The following is a 21,785-nucleotide window of genomic DNA, read 5'->3' as shown; positions in this document are numbered from 1 at the left end:
ATTTTTATTATAAAATTCACACTTGCAATAGTTGTGCCAATTTCTGTGAATTTTCGTCGACGGTCTGCATAACTTTCATTTGCGCTTCAAATTCTTTTCCCGTATTAATTAATTCAACCATGTTTGCAACAGGATTCACGTTAGAACCTTCCAAAGCCCCCTTCACCAAGACCACCGAGGCATCTGCGAGAGCTACGCCCCCCCCTTTTAGTTTCATTAAACCCTCATTACTTTTAATGAGATCTTTGTTTGCTAATTTAACCAGTTTAAGGCGATCCAAGACTGCAAGTTCATTGGGCTCTGCACCTAGCGGTACTATTGATATCGTACCATCACTTCCAATCTCAATTCGCTGCGCGGGAGGAATGGAAATTGGTCCTCCATCACCCAGAACAGGATGCTTTGATGCTGTCATTAGCATTCCATTTTCATCGACATGAAAATCACCTGCCCGTGTATACGCTTCCTTGCCTTGTGAATCCTGTATCGCAAACCAGCCATCTCCCTGGACAGCAAGATCTAAATCTCGTCCGGTAGTCATTAGAGGACCATCGGTAAAATCCACACCATGTATTTGCTCGCCAACCAATGCTTCAGCAGTAGTTACTGAACCAGTAAGATACATAGACTGTGCCTGAAATAACTCACTTTTAAATCCTACTGTACCACTATTAGCCAAATTGTTTGCGCTAATTGCCTGACGATTAAAATCGGTTTGTGAGCCGTTCATGGCATTATAAAGGATGGGTTCCATATTCTATGATCCTCTTCTTATTATTGGCGCTCATCTTTCACAGCGATTATTCATAGCCTATTTTTAACGGATATTAATAATTGTTTGCGTTACCGCATCCGCAGTTCGTATAGTCTGGGCATTGGCCTGGAAATTCCGCTGGGCACCAATTAACTTGACTAACTCACCGGTCAGATCCACGTTTGAATCTTCAAGCGCACCTGATTGGATCAAACCAAGACTACCGGTGCCAGGGTTACCAATCAAAGCTTGTCCTGACGCTGAAGTTTCAGCCCAATTGGTATTTCCTAAAGACTGCAAACCATCAGGATTGGCAAAATTGGCTAACTGAACTTGCCCCATGACTCGCGATTGCCCATTCGTATAACGTCCAAATAAAATACCTTCTTCATCGATATCCAAACCATCCAGGCGCCCTGTGGTAAAACCATTTTGAACGTTTGATTGCACTGCAAAAGGACTACCAAATTGAGTACTATTGGTGAGGTCTACGTTAAACGCTAGAGGATTTGCTCCATTCGTTAAAGCGATTGATAGAGGAATCTGGTTATTGGCTAAAGGAGCATTGGTTAAATCTGCCGCACTGGCAAAAGATCCATCACTATTAAAATTAATACGATATAAATTATCCGTGTTGTTAACAGCACCTAAAGGGGGAAGATCCTGATTATCCAATTGGAATGCCACATACCATTGGTTAGTCGTTCCTGGAGGTGTAGACGCATTCGGAGCCCCTAGAACAGCACCGGAATCAGCATGAATAAAATACATGGATAAAACATGTGAGTTCCCCAGGCTGTCATAAATTGTCGAGGATGTAACATTGTTGTAAGTATCACTTGCAGGAGAAACACCACCCGCCCAATTGACCGTCGGCGCTGTGGCATTCGAATATAAATTTAAGCCACTGGTCAGGAGTGTTGTAGCATTTGGGTTGATATTAGCGGTATTAATTTGCAGATCACCGGCCAAACTACTTAACGCACCAGATTGATCGGCAATTAGCCCTGTCAAACGTTGATTGGAACTATTTACGATATAACCATCATTACTTACCCCAAAGGCACCTGCTCGGGTGTAAACTTTGGAGCCTTGATCATCCAAAACAAAGAAACCGGAACCACTAACGGCCAGATCAAGACTGTTATTGGTAAAAGTAAAACTGCCTTGACCAAACGTTTGCTGTACTCGGGATAGACGTACACCACTTCCAATAGAATTGGCACCGCCTCCATAAGAGCCCGTGGCATATACATCAGCAAATTCAGCCCGCGAACTTTTAAAACCCGTGGTTGCCGAGTTTGCAATATTATTACCAATCACATCCAAATCAGAAGATGCTGCCTGAATTCCACTCAGTGCTGTTCCAAATACCATGATTGCCTCCTGTCCGTTTGATTCTGGTTATCAGATTTAACCCTAATTTGATAACCTTTGGCACTTGTAGTTCATTCTCTTGAATGCGCTGCAAATTCCATTTATCCGGTAATTTGTTTTACGTCATTGAGTGATACCGGCCCCACACCGGCAACATTCAATTTTAAACCCTCACCATTTTGACCTAAACTCACGCTGTCTACATTGGCCGCTGTCATAGTTCTTAAGGCAACTTCCTTGCCAGAATAAATGCCATTTACTTTAATGGCATATTTTCCAGCAGAAACACGCTCACCTTTCTGATTAAATCCATCCCAACTGAACTCAAATTGTCCCGCACTTCGTTGCCCTAAAGGAATTTTTCTAATTAACTCCCCTGATTCGGCATAAATAGAAGCTGTCAAATCACTCACCCCAGCAGGAATATCAACGGCAGCTTTTGTATCACCTTCTTGTCCAAGGCTTAAGGTAGTACTATTCACTAACACCTTACGGCCCACTAAAGCGGAGGCTTGTAATGCCTGATTTGATTGCAAAGAGGTAGCAAGTTGCTCAATCGATTCTTGCATCTTAGTAATACCGTCATTCGTACTAAACTGTGCCAATTGGGCCAGGAAGTCACCGTTAGTACTAGGCTCCAGGGGATCTTGATGTTGAACCTGTGCGACCATCAATCTTAAAAAATCCTGTTGGCCTAATCCCTTGCTTTGCGTAGTTCCTGCCTGTGACAATTGATTGACACCTATATTTGCCCCATTCACCGAATTCGTAGTCATTATTTACCCCTTACTGTCCTAACTGCAAAGTGCGTTGTATTAATTGTTTGCTGGTATTAAGCATTTCAAGATCCATTTGATAGGCTCTCGATGCAGAAATAATATTCGCCATTTCTTCCACGTAATTAATATTGGGTGAATAAACAAAGCCATCTTTATCAGCCAGTGGGTGATTAGGTTGATACTGTTTGACAGGCTCTGCCTGACTTTCATAAATTTGCGGGACTGCGACTCCTGCCCGAACTTCATTATTCATCCATTGCTGACTCTCTTCCTGTATTTCCTGGAACACTGGATATTGGGCTCGGTAAGTACCCTCTGGACTACCCGTTACAACATTGGCGTTGCTCATATTACTGGCACTACTTGCCAGGCGTGTAGTTTCAGCAACCAACGCTGAACCAGCAATGTCAAAAACGTTATTCAATGACATGATGATTATTCTCCTCTCAACGCCGTTATCATTGACTTAATCTTATTATCCAAGAAAGTTAAACTTGCCTGGTAAGAGATCGCATTTCGAGCAAATTCAGTTATCTCCAAATCCTTATCAACCGTGTTACCGTCTAATGACACATGACTCGGTGTGCGATATTTAAGTTGACCTGCAAAATTTGTCTGCCCATCGATATGGTTTGGATTATCCACAACCATTTGTTGAGCAGAGGATGACATGGACTGGGCTAAAACATCATTAAAATCAATATCTCTAGCTTTATAATTAGGTGTACTCACATTTGCCAGGTTATGAGCAAGTTGCGATGAACGTTGATCGCGAAGCACTAATGCCTTCGCATGTATACCGAGGTAACTATCCAGATCTAATGCCATTCCTTTACTCCTGTAACCCTGTAGTAGCATGCAAAGCAAATGCTGTGCCAATTCATTAAATTTCTTCGTAAACTCGCTGCAAAAAAGAATTGCTTCGCTACAGTGCCCGCATTCCTCTTGTACTTTCCGTGGGCACTCCAGCTCTACGCTTGCACTTCTCCCCTGTAGCCAATTCTGGTGACGTCTATTCTTTTAATTCTCCGACTCCCAAAAACCCTAATAAGGTTTTATGAAATTTTCTCGCGATGATTGTCATTAACACGATTTAAGAGTAAGTTGCTTATGTTGTTCACTTAGTAACTTATAACTCAATGAATAGGGAAACTCTTGATAATCGTGCCAGGAATGCCTGATTGAATCAGAGGTAATCAAATGAAAGATAAGTCTGCAGAGCTACCAGAAAATGCCATTGAATCCATTAAATCTTATCTTTTGCAATTGCAAAATAATATCTGTAACACCTTAACTGAACTCGACGGCCAAGGGCAATTTCACGAGGACTCGTGGACGAGACCGCAAGGTGGTGGCGGTTTAACGCGTGTCTTTAATGAGGGAAAAGTGTTTGCCAAAGCAGGAGTCAATTTTTCCCACGTCTCAGGTGAGCAACTTCCCCCTTCCGCCAGCAGCCACCGTCCAGAACTTGCAGGCTGCTATTTCAGTGCTCTTGGGGTATCGCTTGTTATTCATCCTGATAATCCTTATGTGCCAACTTCACATGCTAATGTACGTTTTTTTGTTGCTGAAAAAGAAAATACCCCCCCTGTTTGGTGGTTTGGTGGTGGATTCGATCTGACACCCTATTACGGTTTTCGCGAGGATTGCCAACATTGGCACCGAACAGCCCTTGCTGCCTGTCAACCGTTTGGCAGTGATCTTTATCCGCGCTTTAAATCATGGTGTGACCAATATTTCTATCTTAAACATCGTCAAGAGGCGCGCGGTATTGGAGGATTATTTTTTGATGATTTCAATGAAGGCGGTTTTTCTCATAGTTTTGGCTTGATGCAAAGTATAGGCAACCATTTCATGAAAGCTTACGAACCCATTGTTAAGAAGCGCATGGATCTGCCTTATGGCCCACGAGAAAAAGCTTTCCAACTATATAGACGCGGGCGTTATGTTGAATTTAACCTAATCTATGATCGCGGTACCTTGTTTGGCTTACAATCAGGTGGACGAGCTGAATCTATTTTGATGTCACTGCCTCCCGAAGTGCACTGGAAATATGACTGGCATCCACAAGAAAACACGGCAGAGGCCAGCCTGTACAGTGATTTTCTACCCGCTCAAGACTGGCTGGAAGCATAGGGTAAACAGAACAAATTGGAATCACATGGTTAACCTTCAACTAGTAGCTATTGCCAGGCATGAAGGTTAACTACTCCAATAGAGCATTGGCTTCCGATAATTTTATTGAATAATTTTTGCGCGATAAAAACTGCTCTTTAACAAAAACACGCCAATCAATAGCGCATTGGCCGCCTTCCAAGTCAATAACAAAATAACTATTCAAAGCATCTCTACTCCGTGTGCACAATAAAGTTCCGGCATGCAAAATCAGACAAGGTTTCATGTTATCTTTTTTGATTAAACTCACATGCGCATAGTGAAGATGTCCCGTGCACACTATATCAATATCACTACTGCGCAAAAAAGAGAGAAACTCCATTTCATTTTCCAAAGGTTTGTGTAACCCTTCAATTCGATCAAAATTATGGTGAAAAAATAAGATATTAACGGCTTTTTTCTCTGTTCTGAAATATTGCTTTATTTTCTTAATTATTTTTGATGATAATTGGCCATCTTTAATTTGATATGGATCAACACTATTAACACCCAAAATTGCAAGAGAATCTGTAGAGAATTGAGCATTGAAATGCTTGGCAATGTATTTTTTATACGCTTTAAATGGATAAAATAGTCTCCCAAGCAGATTGTATAGAGGAATATCATGATTGCCAGGCACAACCAGGACTTCGCATGGCAAACACCGTAAAAAAGATTGCAATAACTCAAATTGATAGGTCTTGGCACGTTGGGTCAAATCACCTGAAATGATTATAATTTCAGGTTTTAATAAGGCTAACTCAGCTAAAAAAGCCTCTCTAACATGATCTTGATGCATTCCAAAATGCAAATCAGAAATGTGGATTATTCTCATATTTATTCGTCAACAGTTGAAGAGACTTAGGTATAGTTTTATAAATCAAGGGGCAATCAGTCACTACAGCATCTCCATCCAAGGAAATAGAGATTTTTTCTTTATTCTTAACTTCTACTTTAATTGGAGTCGCAGATTTCATTATTTCAAAATTAGTGCTCTTTCCCAAGAGGTGTTGAATCATTTTTTCCAGGCTAAGCTTGCCATACTTCAAAAAATAAATACCAAGAAGCGCTTGTTTGAAATTACTACGTTCTATTTTGGTAGGAAATTGATAAGAGTAAAGATTATTACTAACCATAAAAAAAGAAGTATTCAGCGATAAATCCAAATTTTCATTTTTTATCGTAATCTGGAACGTTCCATGATGTCGGAAAGTCTGAATAATGCTGGGTATATAACTCAACCACTTATGATAAAATTTTGCATAATAATCTCTTCTTCGAGCGAATTGAGGATAAATACCAAGTGATGAATTATTAACAAATACCAACCCATTCACTTCAGCCAGATCAATTTTTATAGTGTGAGGTTTTGCAATAGCATCCAATATACTATTTATATCTGCAGGTAACGATAACTCCTTTACAAAATGATTCATTGTGCCAAGAGGAAGTACACCAAGAATTGTAGAGGTATTAACACAATATTGAGCAGCACTGCGAATTGTTCCATCTCCACCACCGACTAATAAAATCTTAAATTTTTTTATACAGTCTTGAATAGTACTTACCAAATCATTGGGTTCAACGACAAAATAATAATAATTAATTCCCTTATCATCGAATGCCGTAAGATAATTAGTTATTTGAGGGGCATTTTTAGCTTTTTTATTTACAATAAGAGCGATAGAACTATTCATAAGCATCCCTTAAACAAATGAAATAGCTTGCCAGCTTGGGCAATTATGAGTCTTATTTTCTAGCACTACCGTTCAGCAAAGAAAATCAAGCTCATAAATAATAAGATAGTATAGATAAACAGCCCCTGATTTAATTTTTAAAATATTTACGCAATAGTAACCACAATCCTATCGCTACGAAGGCATTTAAAATAGCAAGTATAAGAAAAATAACTGCTATACCTAATTGTAGGTACAGTAAAAATATCACCAAAAGAGAACCGAGTACCATAAATAAGGCATTGCAGATATTATTACTTGCGATTACACGGGCTCGCATATCATCTTCACTAGCTACCTGCAGGAAAGTATACAAAGGAACAATAAATAAACCACCGCAAAAGGAAAAAAGGAAAAAATCAATAGTAATGCGTATGTTATTTACTTGAGTAAAAAATAGAGAGAGTTTTTGCAAAGGTAACGTAGAAGTGACTTTAGGCGATGCAAAATACAAGTCGATAGCAAATGCAGATAATAGCAGCATGGCCAAAGGTACATATTTTAAGGTAATTTTTCCTCCCAGCAAATACCCAATTGCAATAGATCCAAACGCAATACCAATCGAAAATAGTGCTAAAAAAACTGCAAAAACAGTTGTATCAGCATTTAAAACATAATGCATATAATCGGGTAGTTTGGTGAGAACAACGGCACCGAGCAACCAAAACCATGAGATAGTAAAAATCGTCGGTAGGACCTTTCTATTTAGCATGGTTTCTTTCAACATTAATCTAGTTGCATGCCAAACATGCCAATCTACTTTCAACGTTTCTATTTTGGGTGGTGTATTTGGAATAAATAAACTGGAAAGCAAACCAAGAATTGCTATTATATTGGTTAATACTATTGCGTAACTTATATGAGCCTCTGTATTTCCAATAACCAAGGCACCAAAAGTAGTTCCTAACAGAATGGCTAAAAAGGTGCTTGACTCGATTAACGCGGTTGCATTAAGTAATAACGGACGCGGCAACAGATCGGGCAAAATAGCATATTTTAACGGTCCAAAAAAACTTGAATGGATACCCATTCCTGTTAAAACCATCATCATCAGTAAAACAGTTTGATAATGCAAGGCAAAGGCACCAACAACCATGAGTAGAACCTCAAATGCTTTTACCCATCGAGCCATTTTAGCTTTATCGTATTTATCTGCCAGCTGCCCTGCAGTAGCAGAAAACAGAAAAAATGGCAGAATAAATAAAGCTCCAGCCCAAGCTTGGTAATGCTCTGATTGAGTTGGAGTGGTACTCAAATGGTAACTAATCAAAGTTAATATGGATAATTTATAAGCATTATCGTTGAAAGCACCAAAAAACTGGGTCAAAAAAAAGGGTAAGAATACTTTCTTTTTTAATAAATAAGATATTTGATCAGGCATTCACTACTCCATCATTTTTCTGCCCGCAAAGGTAATCAGAAAGCCTATTGAAGTCAAATACTCTCTTGATAGTGTCTATCTAGCCTGCCATAGCGCGTTTGCTTAAAGAAGCAATAATTTTTTCAAGACTATGTTGATACGGCTCTGTTTGCTCGATAATAGCCTTGGTCCGTTCTTCGCAATACTCTTTTACTTCCCTATCGGGTAAAATATAAAAGGTTTTATTTTCTACTTCCCGTACAATGTGTTCAGCCACATCTTCAGCAGGTCGGCTGCGAGCCACTAAATCAGCTACCATATGGTGTAATTTGTCCGCATGCAAAGGAGCGGAATTAGTGAGTAACTGAGTATTGGCAAAAGATGGGCAAATCACCGATACATCAACGGGTTTATCCAAACGTTTCAGATCAAAATACAACGACTCGGAAAGTGCAACTACGGCATGCTTAGACATTGCATAAGCAGCCATCTGTGAACCGCTACATAACCCATAAAAACTCGCCATATTTATCACATGGGCACGATGAGTTTGTTTAAACATTAAGGGCAAGAAAGCTTGTATTCCATGAATCACACCATGCAAATTGATATCCATCACTTTACGAATGTGTTCACTTGTTAATTCCCATATCGGGGCTAAATGACCACTTACACCAGCATTGTTGAATAACCAATCTATACGGTTAAAATGCTCATAACTTTGTTTTGCCAAATGCCGGAGGCTTTCGGGCTTTGTTACATCACAAACAACGCCAAGAACATCAACCTTTGCCTGCGTACTTAATTGCTCAACTCGATCACAAAGTGCGGTAACAGCATTATCAGCCATAACCACATGAATCCCACGCTGGATACAAACCCGAGCTAACGCAAGGCCAATACCACTCGCAGCCCCTGTAATGACTGCAACACGTTGCACCGATTCCATTCCACGACTCCTACCGTTTGTGAGGTTCTTCACGCTTTGGTTATTAATTATTAAATTCACCTGAATTGCAGTACTGCCGTACCTTGCAGCCTAACAACTCATACTTGAGTTAAAAAATCATTGGCGATAACGAGCTGAACCTCGTCTCTTGATTTCAAATAAACCAGAATGTGCGAATAATAACGATTCTCACCCCTGAAGGTCAAGAAATAGTTAGATTAGGAATCCAAGCAAACCATTAGCAATAAATATCAAGCCAGGCACATCAGCCTGACTTGCTTAATAATTATTCGCTAACAACTATAACATCTTGTGCTTTGAACCCTTTGGGACCTTTATCAAGAATAAAAGTTACTGAATCATTTTCATGTAAGGTTTTGAACCCAACACCTTGAATATCTTTGTAATGCACAAATATATCATCGCCCTGTTGATTGACGATAAATCCAAATCCCTTTTTTTCATTGAACCACTTAACATGGCCAGTTTCTCTTTGCGACATTCACTATCCCCTTCTTAAACTCTTCTACCTAAAGCGGTAGGGCAAACATTTCAGCATCCACGCAGTTCAAATTGCGGGCAACTATAAAAGAAATGCCTCAAATACCTCTTAATTTGCGCTACAATGGATACATCACAATGCTTGAGTGCCCAAGCATTATGATTAGCATAACAGTTTTTTATTGATTGTTAACGATTTTTTTTAAAATCTTCGAATTAAGCCTTTATCCTTATAAAGTATCTTACTTTGAATTGATTATTGACTGCAGGTTTGCTTGATTTATTTTATAGGATGTTTAAATGGATAATTATAAAGAAACGTTTATTCGCTTAGCCCTGGATTGCCAAGTCTTAAAGTTTGGTGAGTTTACTTTAAAATCTGGGCGTCTAAGCCCTTATTTTTTTAATGCAGGACTGTTTTATCAAGGTGAAGCCCTACGCCAACTCGGTCAATTTTATGCCAAGACATTAATAAAACATCGTATTGATTTCCAACATTTGTTTGGTCCCGCCTACAAAGGCCTTCCTCTGGCAACTGCGACAGCAATTGCCCTTGCTGAACTGGGAAAGGATATAACCGTTACTTTTAATCGCAAAGAGGCTAAAACGCATGGCGAAGGCGGACAACTCATAGGCGCTCCCCTGCATGGTAATACAGTTATTATCGATGATGTCATTACAGCGGGAACAGCCTTTCGCGAATCACAAGCATTAATTGTCGAAAATGGCGGCAAGCTTACAACCGTTGTTATTGCCCTTGATCGCTGTGAACGTGGTATAACAAATCAATCTACTCTTGCAGAAATTGAGGCGCAAGGTATTCGCGTCTTATCCATTATCACCCTGTTCGATTTAATCAACTACTTGCGCCAGGATGGGCAATTGAGAGAAGTGGAGCGCTTGCTCGCTTATCAGGATCAATATGGTATTAATTAATTTCATCCCCTGAGCGCTATACTGCCAGGGGATTTTAACTGCTTAGTAAGCAGCAATATCAATCGTTTTCATTTTATGGTTAATCTGTTTACCACCTCTGAGTATTGTTAGCGTTATTTTTTCGCCTACCTTGATATCAGTAAACAGATGATAAAGAGCATCATAATTTTTCACCGGGTGGCCATTTAAAGCGACAATAATATCGCCAAGATGCATACGACCCAAATGATCTCGTCCTGTTCCACGCAGACCTACCAAAGCCGCAGGCGTCTTGGGTATAACATCTGCGATTAAAATACCCTGATTCACACCCAAACGTTGCGCGATACTTGGTTCAACTCGCTGAATACCAATACCAGATAATACAACCCGGCCGTTTTTGATAATTTGTGGAACAATACGGGCAATATCATCCGCTGGTACGGCAAAACCAACGCCAGCTGACGAACCAGAATTGGAATAAATGGCTGTATTTAAACCGATCAAACGCCCTTTACTATCTAACAAGGGCCCGCCTGAATTACCAGGGTTAATAGAGGTATCCGTTTGAATCATATCTCGTATGGCCACGCCCCCAGCTCCTGGAACTTGGCGCCCTAATGCAGAAATAACACCCACAGTCAAACTATGATCCAAACCAAAAGGATTGCCTATGGCAATGGTTTTTTGCCCTACCATTAGATCGTGAGTATGAGTTAATTCAAAAGGTACATAAGATTTTAATAACTCCAATACTTTCGGTGAACTGATAGCAAGCACAGCAATATCCTTGCGGGGCTCGGTACCAATTACTCGAGCAGGAACTGTTAAATTGCCAATACTGACCGCCAAACGCTCTGCACCATTGACCACATGAAAATTGGTAACAATATGACCTTTTGCATCCCATATAATCCCCGAACCAGCACCAGCTTTCACTTGCATATGCTCATAAGAGCGTTTCACTGTCGCCAGGCGATGGACATACACTACTTTGGGTGAAAATTTCTGAAATATTTCAACTGTATTACGCTCATTCGGCAATAACTCATCAAGCGTTGTACTATAAGAGGGGGATCCAGCAAAAAAAACACAACCACTTAAAAATAACGTTAACAACTTACATCTCATTATCAAACTCCATTCCTACTGCGCCGGTTAAATGCTTACGAATATGTTGACGTTCTACTAATTTATCAATTACCACTTGAGGGAAATCAGTAATGGTAATCACATTTTTACTGATTAATATTTCGATTAAATCTTCCAATACACGAATTAGCTGTAAATCTGATTGTGTTAATTTAAAACGATTCTCATTATCGCAGCGATTAAGAAATTCCAGTACTTCTGGAGCATCCATATCCATTTGCTCAGTACCAGCAGCTGACCGTGCATAAAGTGCACATATTTTACCTTGTTTATCTCGCTTAATGTAGACCACTTGACTCATCCTTTAGGTTAGTTGATCTAATTATACTCATTTATAATCGATAAATAAAAATAACCAGATTGAATGCCAACAATCACGACCATTGTTAATCTGAACATTATAACACCAACTCGATATTATTTTCACCATATATCGTACTACCTAAGGTATTTTCTTATTTTAAACCCATCATCCACTTGATAATAAACCGCGCTCATCTCCTTACAGCACTTTCATAGCGTTATTACTTGGTAAACTCATTAATGCAAATGAATCAATCGGCTGTGAGTATTAACCGCAAAATAATGGCAAAAATCCTGATATGACTCCACTTCAGGCCATTCCTCAGCACTATCACACATTCGTAACATTTCGGCTTCAAAAATAGGACGGTAATAGTGTTTAAGAAAAGGTTTCACATCCGCCAATTTGGCAAAATTTTTAATAATGACTGTTGCGTTTTCAGCAAGGTGAGATAAATTGATGCGTTCTAAAGCGGTGACAATCTCATTTTTCTCCTCCACAGTAGTTCTCATCCACTTCAATAATACAGAGCGAGGTTTAATGCGTAATAACTGCCGCCCCTCAGCAACTGAAGACTCCATAAGAACTATTTGTGAATGCAATTCAAATTTGAAGCAACATAAAAAATCGAGAAAAGTCCCTTCAATCCGATTGTGGGTATTTTTCCCTGCCAAACGACTTATTTCATATCTGAACATGGTAGGAAAATGGCGCTCAATCTCATTTAAAGTAGCTTCTTCGCTATCTTGTCTGGGAATGACATAAGCTGTATTGTCAGTTTGTAGTTCGTTTAATTCAGGTAATTCCAGATCGGGTAATTGGGATGACAGGAATGATAAAAATACAGCCGTTGGTTTAAGAACTATAATTTCCCATTCACTTCGTTGCATGACGCTCTCCTTGACTTTATTGACTCATCCTGAGTACAACTAAAAAGCACAAATCAACGCCTTTCCCCACTTTTTTCAGGGAAGACTATCAGATTAAACTCCTTATAAAATATTAGCAATATCCAATATTGGTTTTTTTTTAATCGTTTTTAACTTGACATGACCTGCATTATGTATATGCTTGCCATTTTATCCCCAATTATTCAAACATGAAATTCTTAAAAAAACTGGTTACTGGCTTCGCGCTTCTTTTTGTAATCACTGCCATCACTTTATGGGCATTAGCAAAATCAATAAAACCTGAAACAGTCAAATCCTATGTCAGCTCCCAATTGAGCACCTTGACCGAACGCAAAAGTCTCGTGAATGGTGATATTTCCTGGCAGATATTCCCTCGCCCTGGTATTAAAATTACTGGTGTGCAGATAGGGAATGAAAACGATAACGCAAATTATTCAGTAAAACTGGAAAACCTTCTTTTTCATTTGAAAATCACTCCCTTATTACGCGGTAAATTGGTTTTTAGCGAATTAAATGTTGACGGTTTCCACGTTACTATCAATCCAGATTCTCAACCACCAGCTAAAATTAAGAAAAGCAAACAAAGCAATAATGGTGCAAAAACCAATAATATGACGGAACAATTTGCTATTGAGCGATTTTTATTAAGCCGTGGTCAGATTGTTATTGTGCAAAATCAGAAAACAATAATTTTTTCTGGCTTACAGATAGGAGCAGAACAGTTTAATCTGCAGAAAAATTCTTTCCCTCTCCAATTAAAAACGACACTCGATGTCTCAGAGGCTAGTGAACCCCTTTTAAAAGCACATATTACTTTTAAGGGTAGTAGCGCCCTATCAGCGTCTTTATTTAATAATCCTGTTATGGCACTGCAAAACCTTCCCCTGGAAGGTCAATTGTCCTTACAAGACGTTCGCCTTAAAAAGCTAAAAATAAATAAAGTTAATGCCAATGCAAAAACCAAGATTGGCGTTTTTCATTTAAATCCTTTAACTTTGAGTTTGTATAATGGCCAATCCGTTGGCGATCTTAGTTATGAATTTGCCAGCAAAAAACTAACTGTTAATCAAACTGCTACCAATCTTGATAGTAGTAAACTCCTTTATGACCTGGTTAAGAAACGTTTATTTAAAGGCAGTGTGGATTTCTCTATCCATGCTCAAACCAATATGCAAGACTCTAACTGGCCAGATCACACCAGTGGTAATGGCAGCCTAACAATCAAAGACGGTGTGGTTGAATCAATTAATCTTGATAGAGTTATTGATGAAACAAGCAATAAAATCAACAAATTAATGACCAGCACAAAGAAAGATGCAAAGCAAGCCCTGGAATTAGGTCAATTTGATGATCCCAATATGTTCAAAGGAAACACACGTTTTGAATTACTTACTTTCCAATATCAACTCCAAGACTCTACGTTGCAAAGCAATTCCCTGGTATTACAAGCCGAAAAACTACAATTAAAAGGGGAAGGTATACTGAATTTAAAAGACTATAATCTCGATAGTCATCTGTTTGCAAAAGTCGCTTTAACCGATGAAAAAGTAGAAAAAATTCAACAGATTTTGGGTGGCAGTTTCCCTATTTTAGTTCAAGGCACTTTAACAAAGCCTATTGTTTTACCCGATTTAAAAAAAATTAATCCCATATTGACCAAAGCTTGGCTCAAGGAAACGTTGGTGAAACCTGTTGAAACCATAGTAAAACCGGTTAAACAAATTCAACAACAACTTCAAACAATCATTTTTAGCGGTAATAACCGTGATACAAGAGCAATTCAGTAATCCATTATTGGCATGGTTTGATTTGCATGGACGCAAAGATTTACCTTGGCAACACCCACGCTCAGCTTATCGAGTGTGGGTTTCTGAAATTATGCTGCAGCAAACTCAGGTTAAAACGGTCATACCTTATTTCAACCGTTTTATAGACAGTTTTCCCGATATTTGGCAGTTGGCTAAAGCGCCTGAAGATCAGGTTTTAGCCCATTGGTCAGGATTAGGCTACTATAGCCGTGCCCGTAACCTCTCTCAGACAGCAAAAATTATTTGTGAGGAATATGCAGGTGAATTTCCTATTACTTTGGCAGAACTGGTTGCCTTACCAGGTATAGGCCCCTCTACCGCAGCAGCTATTGCCTCACAAGCTTTTAATCAACCAACAGCCATTCTGGATGGTAATGTCAAACGTGTGCTATGTCGTTATTTTCTAATTGATGGCTGGCCTGAACAGAGTGCTGTGAAGCAACAGTTATGGCAACTGGCCCATCAGTGCATGCCCACACAACGTTGCGCCGATTATACGCAAGCTATTATGGACTTGGGCGCTACTTGCTGTACAACCAGACAGCCTAATTGCACTTCTTGTCCAGTAAGAAAGACCTGCCTGGCAAATATTCATGATAAGACTACTTTGTATCCTCAAAAAAAATTAAAGAAAAGCCTGCCAGTCAAGCAGCAACAGTTTTTATTACTTTATACGGACAATAATAAAATTTACCTTGAAAAAAGACCGCCATCCGGTTTATGGGGAGGGCTTTGGTGCCTGCCAATCATCGCTGACACTACAACTTGCCCCAGAGACTATATAGCAAATAACTATGCCTTAACGAGTCAGCAGCCTACAGAGTTACTAACACTTAAACATAGCTTTAGCCACTTTCATTTATATATCAAAGCATTAGCGCTGAAAACCACCAGCAAGAAAAATGTGCTTAACGAATGCCCGGGAAACTGGTTCGCTGCAACTGAGCTCAACCAACTCGGACTTGCCAAGCCTGTTAGCGATATCATTAATCATTTTTTACTACAATCAGGTATCTAACATCCAACTCATTTCGGTAACATCACTGATTTATTCTCATCCGTTTATTACGTACTATCAAAAGAAAGGAAGGCCAATGTACAACTTAGGCAAAGCATCTAAACACGTATGACATAAAAGATGACGTTGCTTGGCAAACCTAATAATTAACGAGTTAAAAGAAGGTTTGATACAGGATAAACCAGCTTTAACCTGTATCATTACTCTCTTAATTTAGTCCGCTGCCAATCTCTGGTGGGTCCTCTTCAAGAGAATCTGAAGGACGAGGCCCTGTCTCGTATTGCTGATTATTAAAAAACAAAAATGTTGCAGCTTGTTGGAAAAATGTTTTTAACTTAGTCCAGAGATTGACTAATTTTTCTGCCAACATGCCAATAGTAGTTAACTCTTCCCCAATCTCTTTGCGCGGTTGCTGCTCTGATTCGAGGAGAGTCGAAGCTAATTGGTTAATTGCTTGGGTATTTTGTGGATTAGCTAATACTAGCGCTGTAGCTTTTTCAATACTTTGGCATTCCTCTTCAGTTAGCATGCCTCTCTCATGAGCAAATGCGGCTTTTTGGCGTACCACTTCAATGCTACCCTGCAATTCGTCCATGACTTCTTTGATCGCTTCGCAAGCTATTAATTTGTCTGTAATCTTCTTTAACTTATTATGCATGTCGGACAGTTCTTCATCACTAATAGCATACCCTAAATTCTTCAATGCAGCCTTCATAGAGGTAATTCGAAGTACTTGTTCTTGCAACAAAACAAAATTCGATGTGAAGAATACAAGGTCAGATTGTTTAAAATCAGTGATTTCTTTAAGTTTTACATCCACGCGTTCATATAACGCATTAAAGGCATCTAACTCGTCTACACAATGTCTGGCATATTTATTAACAATTATTTCTTGCTTTAATTTTTTAGCGGAAAGGTCTTTCCAAAAATCATAACTGTTTGCTGCGTCAATAACTTGTGCCTGCAATTTTTCCTGTAAAGCCACATCAGGTGGCTCTTGTTTCATCGCCCAACGTAATTTGAGTAACGCATAAAGATGAGCATCTCTTTTTTCTGGATCACCCGTATAAAAATCCATAGGCACATCCTTGATGAGCCCCTTTACAGCCATTTCCTCAAGTTCACTATCATATTTTTCTGCAAAAATATCATCTAAGGCTTTAGAAAGCTTCTCATCGACTGCATGAAGATGGGTTAGTTCCAAATCAATCAACTTTTTCACACAGAGCTTGTGCTGTATATCAAAGTCTTGTAATTCCGATAAGCTAGCACCAGCATCTACCCTTAAATCAGCAACAGCCAATTCAACTTCCTTGTAGAGTTTTTGCATTTTTTCATCATAGGCAAAACGCTTATTTGCTGAATCACTAATCTGAATTGAGCTGTAATAACGATTAAAATCAACAAGTTCAATCTCAAAGATACCAGCTTCCCTAGATTCAAGCGCTTCAAAACCACCTTCTTTTTGTTGATAAACACGTCCCGTACTACCCCAGGGATTTCGCATTTGGACATAACAGACTGGGCGTGCTGACTGCTCTCCCTTCGCATTAACAACTATTTCTTCGCGGGTAACCACTTTTAATATCGTATAAGCGTGTCGATTACGGAGACCTGGCACAGCTTCATCGAATTTGGACGGAGTAGAAGCGGTTACCAGACAACCATCTGCTAACGCTTTCTCTATCGCGCGGAATTGTTGAATTTGATCGACCTGATAATAGCCTGAAAAAGGATCTCGCTCACCTCGAACAACATTCGTTTCAACCGGTACATCAATATAATTAAAGCAATGTTTGATAAATTGCTGTGCATCTGGGTGGGTGCCACCTATAAGGTCGATTAATTTCAATAATTTAGTTGGCTCGGTATCCTTTGAGGCAAAAATCTTGTCGCATTCTGCTTTATTATCAAAATAAAACAATAGATAATCTTTATATTCCTTGTAAGCTGTAAGAGAGTCTGTCATCTCTTCATCAGGAATCGCCATTGCGAACTCTGTTCGTAAAGCATCAAGAGCAGGTGAGGCAGGACTGTCCTGATACATGTCGATAATTTTATCTATATTGCACAACAAATAAACCGGCTTATTAAGCCCTGTCTTAATTGTGCTCTTAATAAACTCTAAATTATCCGCTTCAATAAATTGGGGAATATTCCAAGGCTGTTCCACCTTTGCCCCAACCTTTTCGGAGCGAGTATTTATTCCGGTTAAAATCTTAGTTGCCGTCGCTGAAAAACCACCTTCATTGAATACAGAACTTATGGACGCATCTACTTCTCCGTCATGCCTGGTTTGCATGGTGGCATAAGCTGATTCCAATACATGCACCCATAAAGCCTTATGGCCACTTAATGCACCGCTCTGATCATGTATAATCGCTGTCGTTATCCGTTTATACACTGGCTCTAGCGTTTTTGGATTAAATAATCTAACGGTTGTCGTACCGTCATTATTTTGCACCATCATCCCACGAAGAAAGGCAGCACCATTAGGCTGGTTTAGGATAGCTTGTATTGAAGCAAGTAAAAAACAATCTGGAATTTGTCCCTGGTTAATTTCGCTTAATGAAGGTGACCCTGGATCTGGAAATAAGGGCTCAACACTACGCTCATAATGCTCATCAAAACGAAAGCAAGAAGAGTCAGTCGTTGTATACGTATAGCTTTCACCACGTACAATATCACGTTGACTTTCCGGGAGTGAGTCATCAGCACTTGCCTTATTATCATTAAAACAAGTTATTTTGAATCGTGGTTCTTCGTTCGGTGCGTCAAGGTTAAGCGGCTGAATAATAACTCGAGTGCCTTTTTTAAGTTCGACAGGCCCCTTACCGTTATCAACGGTAATACTTTGGCTCAAAGACCCACGTACTCCAGGAAAAACACGCTCTACCCGTTTATCAGTAGCAGAGATATGCAAACCACCTTTTTTTACTCTGGTACGGGGCATGACTCAAAACTCCAACAGTAAAATAAAAAACGTATCCTTAATGATAACACAAATGACTATTTTTTATTCATTTAACGACTATTTATTGTGTTCAGAGCGAAATAAAGTATTATCAATATCCAAGAATTATTGTGAAACAGCATGAAAGAAACAGCATGACGATATTATTTGCTCTGGTGATTAGTTTTATTGCTTTATTATGGTCTGCCAATCATTTGGTTAGCGGCGCCTCAGGTATTGCCCACTATTACCGGTTACCGCCCTTATTAATTGGTTTGACTTTAGTAGCATTAGGCACTTCTGCCCCTGAAATTATGGTTGCTATTAGGGCATCTATGGAAGGTTTCCCTGAAATAGCTATTGGCAATGCCATCGGTACAAACATTGCCAATATTGGTTTAGTACTTGGTATAACAGCTCTTTTAAAACCGCTTAGGGTACAGCCAACTTTATTACGTCGAGAATACCCTCTCCTTTTTTTAGTGATGCTTTTTGCCTATTCACTCATTATTGACGGCTATCTTGGCGTTTTGGATGGTTGCTTGTTTTTATTAGCCTGCATCGCCTTAATCACTTATTTTATCTATATAACGCGACAAGAACGCCCCCAAAAACAATTAACAATCGCCTTTCAACAAGCAGCCCTTCGTAAACATTCGCTAAAAACCCATACCATCCATTTGGTTTTGGGCCTGATTGTTTTACCTCTTAGCGCCAAATATTTAATACACAATTGTGTTGAACTTGGGCACTGGTTGGGAATTAGCGAACTGATTATTGGCCTGACCATTGTTGCAATAGGAAGCAGTTTACCCGAACTGGTTACTTCAATTATCGCAGCAGTTAAAGGGGCTGACGATATTGCCATTGGTAATATCCTTGGCGCTAACATGTTCAATTTAATTGCCGTTATGATTTTTCCTGGCATTATCCATCCTGCAGCAATCAGTCATGCTATCTTGTGGCGTGATATTCCGGTTATGTTTATAACAACTTTAGCTCTTCTATGGCTTAATTACCGCCATAAGAAAAAAATTACTCGTTGGCAAGGCGGCCTATTAATATTGATTTACTGTTGCTATATGCTCTCACTACTTATTACTGCCATAGGCTAAGTCTGTTGACATTTCGCTAGCGTTTCGGCCTAGATAATAGAAATTCAACAGCCCCTAAATATGTTTGCCCTGTTTATAGATGATCAGTTTTGCTTGGCGTCTTAATATTTCAGCCGCAACTTTGGCTTCAGGCTGGCCTGCATCAGCAGCCCGATTGATCCAATACCAAGCTACTTTGCGGTCTTCAATAACCCCTTGGCCATAATAGTACATATAGCCTACAGCGTATTGCGCATCGGGCTGTCCCTTTTTCGCCTCAGGTATTAGGCGAACAAAAGCCCGTCGGTAATCCTGTGCTTGAAAACTGCGGATCCCTTCAGTTAAATTTACATTACTTACACAAGCCGTCGCAGTGAGTATCAAAATAAACAGCAAAATTGTTCGCAATGCAAAACGCATAAGCTTATTCCTCAATTAACGGCTTTGCAGGAGCTTCGAAGATTAATTCATTTTTAGGTAAACTTAAACTCTCAAGAACCCCCTTATGCAAAACCACTACTCCTTTTTCTGTAATTCGTTTGATTATTGCGCCCCCGGGCAAGACATCACCAACCACATAGGTTTTTTGCCCTCCTCCACCGGCGCGAATAATAACTTGTGATTCCTCTTCTTTAGTCGCAAACATGACTCCTACAACTTCGGCATCCAGCATGGATTGTTTAATATCAGCATCAGCTAAATTGGTTGGGACATAGTCTCCAAATAAAGAAGTCTTAAATAAGGGCGAATCCTTACGCAAGTCAGCCTGTGTCGGTACAAAATTGGTTTTTGGCATTACCATTTGTTTTTTTTCATTAAATTGAAAAGCGATAATGAGCTCTCCTATAAATAAAAAAAAAGTCAGCGCAAAAATACAGATCGCCACCATTTTTTGCGGCTCATTGGTAACGAATAAAGGAAACTTAATCTGTTTTGTTTGCATAATTCAAAATTAGCATGGTTTTTGCCTATCACTATATGCACTAAAACAAGCAAAGACAAGAAAGGGAGTAACTATGCACTCTTCTAATCAAGAGCAACCTCATATCCAGTTAGCCACTATGTCACGTTGGTACGTTGTTTCACGGGCCATCCATGCAGTGGCAAAACTTGGCATTGCTAATCACATGTCCTTAAAACCAATCTCTATTAATGAACTAGCAGAGTGCACAGGAACAGTCCCTGAATTATTAAATCGACTATTAAGATTTCTTAGCGCTTACGGTCTTTTTAATTGCGATGGCAACAGTTATTCGCTCACAGGCTTATCAATGCCTTTACGTGACGATGATCCTCATTCTGTCCGTGATGTTTTGTGTATGGTGGATGACAGTTGGTGGCAATCTTTTGCTCATCTTGATACCAGTTTAAAAACAGGAAACGCAGCCTTCTCTCATCAACATAGCGACAGTTTTTTTAGTTTCCTTAGTAAACACCCCGAGAAACAAGCCAATTTTGATCGAGGCATGGCAAGACTATCTACTTTTGATGATGAAGCAATTGCTACAGCCTATGACTTTTCGAAGTTTTCTCACCTGGTTGATATGGGAGGCGGTCGGGGAGGATTAAGTCAGGCATTAGCCCGTCATTATTCCAAACTACAATTAACTCTTTTAGACACAGCCGCCGTCATTGAGCAATTAAGAAGTGCTGATTTTCCACCACAGATCAAATTAACTGCAGGTGATTTTCTGGCCCAAATACCACCGGCAGATGCTTATATTTTTAAAGGTGTCCTCCATGATTTCAACGATAATTTCATGCATCAGATTTTGGCAAATTGCCATCAACAAATGACAAAGAATACTGCTCTCTTCATTGCGGAACAGGTTATGCCTGACAGCCCTGGTCCTCATCCCAATAAAACAATGGATATTGTGATGATGGTTCTGTTAGGGGGCAGGCAACGCACACTTAGCGAATGGCAGCAATCTATAGAACCTTCTGGTTTTGTCTTTCAAGGTAGTTATAAAACAGATACCCTCTTTACTCTGATGGCTTTTAAACCAAATTAAGACAG

At 39.5% G+C, this 21,785-nt stretch carries 22 protein-coding genes; 6 read left to right on the top strand and 16 right to left on the bottom strand.

Translation table 11 applies throughout. The annotated features are described in order from the left end of the window. Positions 1 to 16: 16 nt before the first annotated feature. The 5 genes from ACN4Z1_RS10290 to flgB all read right to left on the bottom strand — a co-directional run bounded on the left by ACN4Z1_RS10290 (position 17) and on the right by flgB (position 3,738). Positions 17 to 754, bottom strand: a complete 738-nt coding sequence (locus ACN4Z1_RS10290; protein ID WP_115221507.1) for a flagellar basal body rod protein FlgF — start codon at positions 752 to 754, stop codon at positions 17 to 19. Positions 755 to 817: 63 nt separating this feature from the next. Beyond that, positions 818 to 2,131 carry a flagellar hook protein FlgE gene (gene flgE / locus ACN4Z1_RS10285; RefSeq protein ID WP_228364584.1) on the bottom strand — a complete coding sequence of 438 codons (1,314 nt, stop codon included), beginning with the start codon at positions 2,129 to 2,131 and terminating at the stop codon, positions 818 to 820. 101 nt (positions 2,132 to 2,232) lie between these two features. Then, complete coding sequence (locus tag ACN4Z1_RS10280; protein ID WP_228364583.1) at positions 2,233 to 2,907, bottom strand: flagellar hook assembly protein FlgD; 675 nt, start codon at positions 2,905 to 2,907, stop codon at positions 2,233 to 2,235. Between the two features lie 10 nt (positions 2,908 to 2,917). Next, on the bottom strand, positions 2,918 to 3,340 hold the full coding sequence (gene flgC, locus ACN4Z1_RS10275) for a flagellar basal body rod protein FlgC (RefSeq protein ID WP_115221510.1): 423 nt from the start codon (positions 3,338 to 3,340) through the stop codon (positions 2,918 to 2,920). A 5-nt stretch (positions 3,341 to 3,345) separates the two neighbouring features. After that, on the bottom strand, positions 3,346 to 3,738 hold the full coding sequence (gene flgB, locus ACN4Z1_RS10270) for a flagellar basal body rod protein FlgB (protein ID WP_228364582.1): 393 nt from the start codon (positions 3,736 to 3,738) through the stop codon (positions 3,346 to 3,348). Positions 3,739 to 4,110: 372 nt separating this feature from the next. Between flgB and hemF the strand changes: the two genes are divergently transcribed. Then, positions 4,111 to 5,046 carry an oxygen-dependent coproporphyrinogen oxidase gene (gene hemF / locus ACN4Z1_RS10265; RefSeq protein ID WP_419388271.1) on the top strand — a complete coding sequence of 312 codons (936 nt, stop codon included), beginning with the start codon at positions 4,111 to 4,113 and terminating at the stop codon, positions 5,044 to 5,046. A 70-nt stretch (positions 5,047 to 5,116) separates the two neighbouring features. On the opposite strand, the gene ACN4Z1_RS10260 is transcribed toward hemF, so the two are convergent. The 5 genes from ACN4Z1_RS10260 to ACN4Z1_RS10240 all read right to left on the bottom strand — a co-directional run bounded on the left by ACN4Z1_RS10260 (position 5,117) and on the right by ACN4Z1_RS10240 (position 9,611). After that, positions 5,117 to 5,899 carry a metallophosphoesterase family protein gene (locus ACN4Z1_RS10260; RefSeq protein ID WP_228364580.1) on the bottom strand — a complete coding sequence of 261 codons (783 nt, stop codon included), beginning with the start codon at positions 5,897 to 5,899 and terminating at the stop codon, positions 5,117 to 5,119. Next, positions 5,877 to 6,761 carry a diacylglycerol/lipid kinase family protein gene (locus ACN4Z1_RS10255; RefSeq protein WP_228364579.1) on the bottom strand — a complete coding sequence of 295 codons (885 nt, stop codon included), beginning with the start codon at positions 6,759 to 6,761 and terminating at the stop codon, positions 5,877 to 5,879. Before ACN4Z1_RS10255 ends, ACN4Z1_RS10260 begins: the two co-directional genes overlap by 23 nt. 130 nt (positions 6,762 to 6,891) lie before the next feature. Then, complete coding sequence (locus ACN4Z1_RS10250) at positions 6,892 to 8,181, bottom strand: MFS transporter (RefSeq protein ID WP_228364578.1); 1,290 nt, start codon at positions 8,179 to 8,181, stop codon at positions 6,892 to 6,894. Between the two features lie 79 nt (positions 8,182 to 8,260). Then, a complete protein-coding gene (locus tag ACN4Z1_RS10245; protein WP_228364577.1) occupies positions 8,261 to 9,109 on the bottom strand; it encodes an SDR family NAD(P)-dependent oxidoreductase in 849 nt (282 codons plus the stop codon). A gap of 286 nt (positions 9,110 to 9,395) precedes the next feature. Then, a complete protein-coding gene (locus ACN4Z1_RS10240; RefSeq protein ID WP_115221517.1) occupies positions 9,396 to 9,611 on the bottom strand; it encodes a cold-shock protein in 216 nt (71 codons plus the stop codon). Between the two features lie 299 nt (positions 9,612 to 9,910). Between ACN4Z1_RS10240 and pyrE the strand changes: the two genes are divergently transcribed. Beyond that, positions 9,911 to 10,546, top strand: a complete 636-nt coding sequence (gene pyrE / locus ACN4Z1_RS10235) for an orotate phosphoribosyltransferase (RefSeq protein ID WP_228364576.1) — start codon at positions 9,911 to 9,913, stop codon at positions 10,544 to 10,546. A gap of 42 nt (positions 10,547 to 10,588) precedes the next feature. Here the strand turns inward: pyrE and ACN4Z1_RS10230 are convergent, their stop codons facing one another. From ACN4Z1_RS10230 to ACN4Z1_RS10220, 3 genes are all read right to left on the bottom strand, one after another. Then, on the bottom strand, positions 10,589 to 11,656 hold the full coding sequence (locus tag ACN4Z1_RS10230) for a S1C family serine protease (protein WP_228364575.1): 1,068 nt from the start codon (positions 11,654 to 11,656) through the stop codon (positions 10,589 to 10,591). Beyond that, positions 11,646 to 11,978, bottom strand: coding sequence for a hypothetical protein (locus tag ACN4Z1_RS10225; protein WP_228364574.1), 333 nt, complete (start codon positions 11,976 to 11,978; stop codon positions 11,646 to 11,648). The genes ACN4Z1_RS10230 and ACN4Z1_RS10225 overlap by 11 nt, the downstream gene beginning before the upstream one ends. A gap of 239 nt (positions 11,979 to 12,217) precedes the next feature. Beyond that, complete coding sequence (locus tag ACN4Z1_RS10220) at positions 12,218 to 12,871, bottom strand: hypothetical protein (RefSeq protein WP_115221520.1); 654 nt, start codon at positions 12,869 to 12,871, stop codon at positions 12,218 to 12,220. Between the two features lie 209 nt (positions 12,872 to 13,080). On the opposite strand from ACN4Z1_RS10220, the gene ACN4Z1_RS10215 reads away from it, so the two are divergent. After that, positions 13,081 to 14,679 (top strand): AsmA family protein, encoded by a 1,599-nt coding sequence (locus ACN4Z1_RS10215; protein WP_228364573.1) that lies wholly within the window; start codon positions 13,081 to 13,083, stop codon positions 14,677 to 14,679. Further along, positions 14,651 to 15,718 carry an A/G-specific adenine glycosylase gene (gene mutY / locus ACN4Z1_RS10210; protein WP_370634630.1) on the top strand — a complete coding sequence of 356 codons (1,068 nt, stop codon included), beginning with the start codon at positions 14,651 to 14,653 and terminating at the stop codon, positions 15,716 to 15,718. Before ACN4Z1_RS10215 ends, mutY begins: the two co-directional genes overlap by 29 nt. 208 nt (positions 15,719 to 15,926) lie before the next feature. Here mutY and ACN4Z1_RS10205 read toward each other — a convergent pair whose 3' ends face one another. After that, complete coding sequence (locus ACN4Z1_RS10205; RefSeq protein ID WP_228364571.1) at positions 15,927 to 18,671, bottom strand: C2 family cysteine protease; 2,745 nt, start codon at positions 18,669 to 18,671, stop codon at positions 15,927 to 15,929. Positions 18,672 to 18,826: 155 nt separating this feature from the next. Here ACN4Z1_RS10205 and ACN4Z1_RS10200 point away from each other — a divergent pair, with 155 nt between their 5' ends. Next, positions 18,827 to 19,786, top strand: a complete 960-nt coding sequence (locus ACN4Z1_RS10200; RefSeq protein WP_115221524.1) for a calcium/sodium antiporter — start codon at positions 18,827 to 18,829, stop codon at positions 19,784 to 19,786. A gap of 54 nt (positions 19,787 to 19,840) precedes the next feature. Here the strand turns inward: ACN4Z1_RS10200 and ACN4Z1_RS10195 are convergent, their stop codons facing one another. After that, positions 19,841 to 20,185, bottom strand: coding sequence for a tetratricopeptide repeat protein (locus tag ACN4Z1_RS10195; RefSeq protein WP_228364570.1), 345 nt, complete (start codon positions 20,183 to 20,185; stop codon positions 19,841 to 19,843). Positions 20,186 to 20,189: 4 nt separating this feature from the next. Beyond that, positions 20,190 to 20,708 (bottom strand): type II secretion system protein N, encoded by a 519-nt coding sequence (locus ACN4Z1_RS10190; RefSeq protein WP_228364568.1) that lies wholly within the window; start codon positions 20,706 to 20,708, stop codon positions 20,190 to 20,192. Positions 20,709 to 20,781: 73 nt separating this feature from the next. Here ACN4Z1_RS10190 and ACN4Z1_RS10185 point away from each other — a divergent pair, with 73 nt between their 5' ends. Continuing rightward, a complete protein-coding gene (locus tag ACN4Z1_RS10185; protein ID WP_228364562.1) occupies positions 20,782 to 21,780 on the top strand; it encodes a methyltransferase in 999 nt (332 codons plus the stop codon). Positions 21,781 to 21,785 lie beyond the last annotated feature (5 nt).

This window comes from Legionella sp. ST3F1, assembly GCF_048553315.1.
GTDB lineage: Bacteria > Pseudomonadota > Gammaproteobacteria > Legionellales > Legionellaceae > Tatlockia > Tatlockia donaldsonii.
The sequence above is the reverse complement of the archived record's forward strand: the minus strand, read 5'-3'. Positions and strand labels throughout refer to the sequence as shown.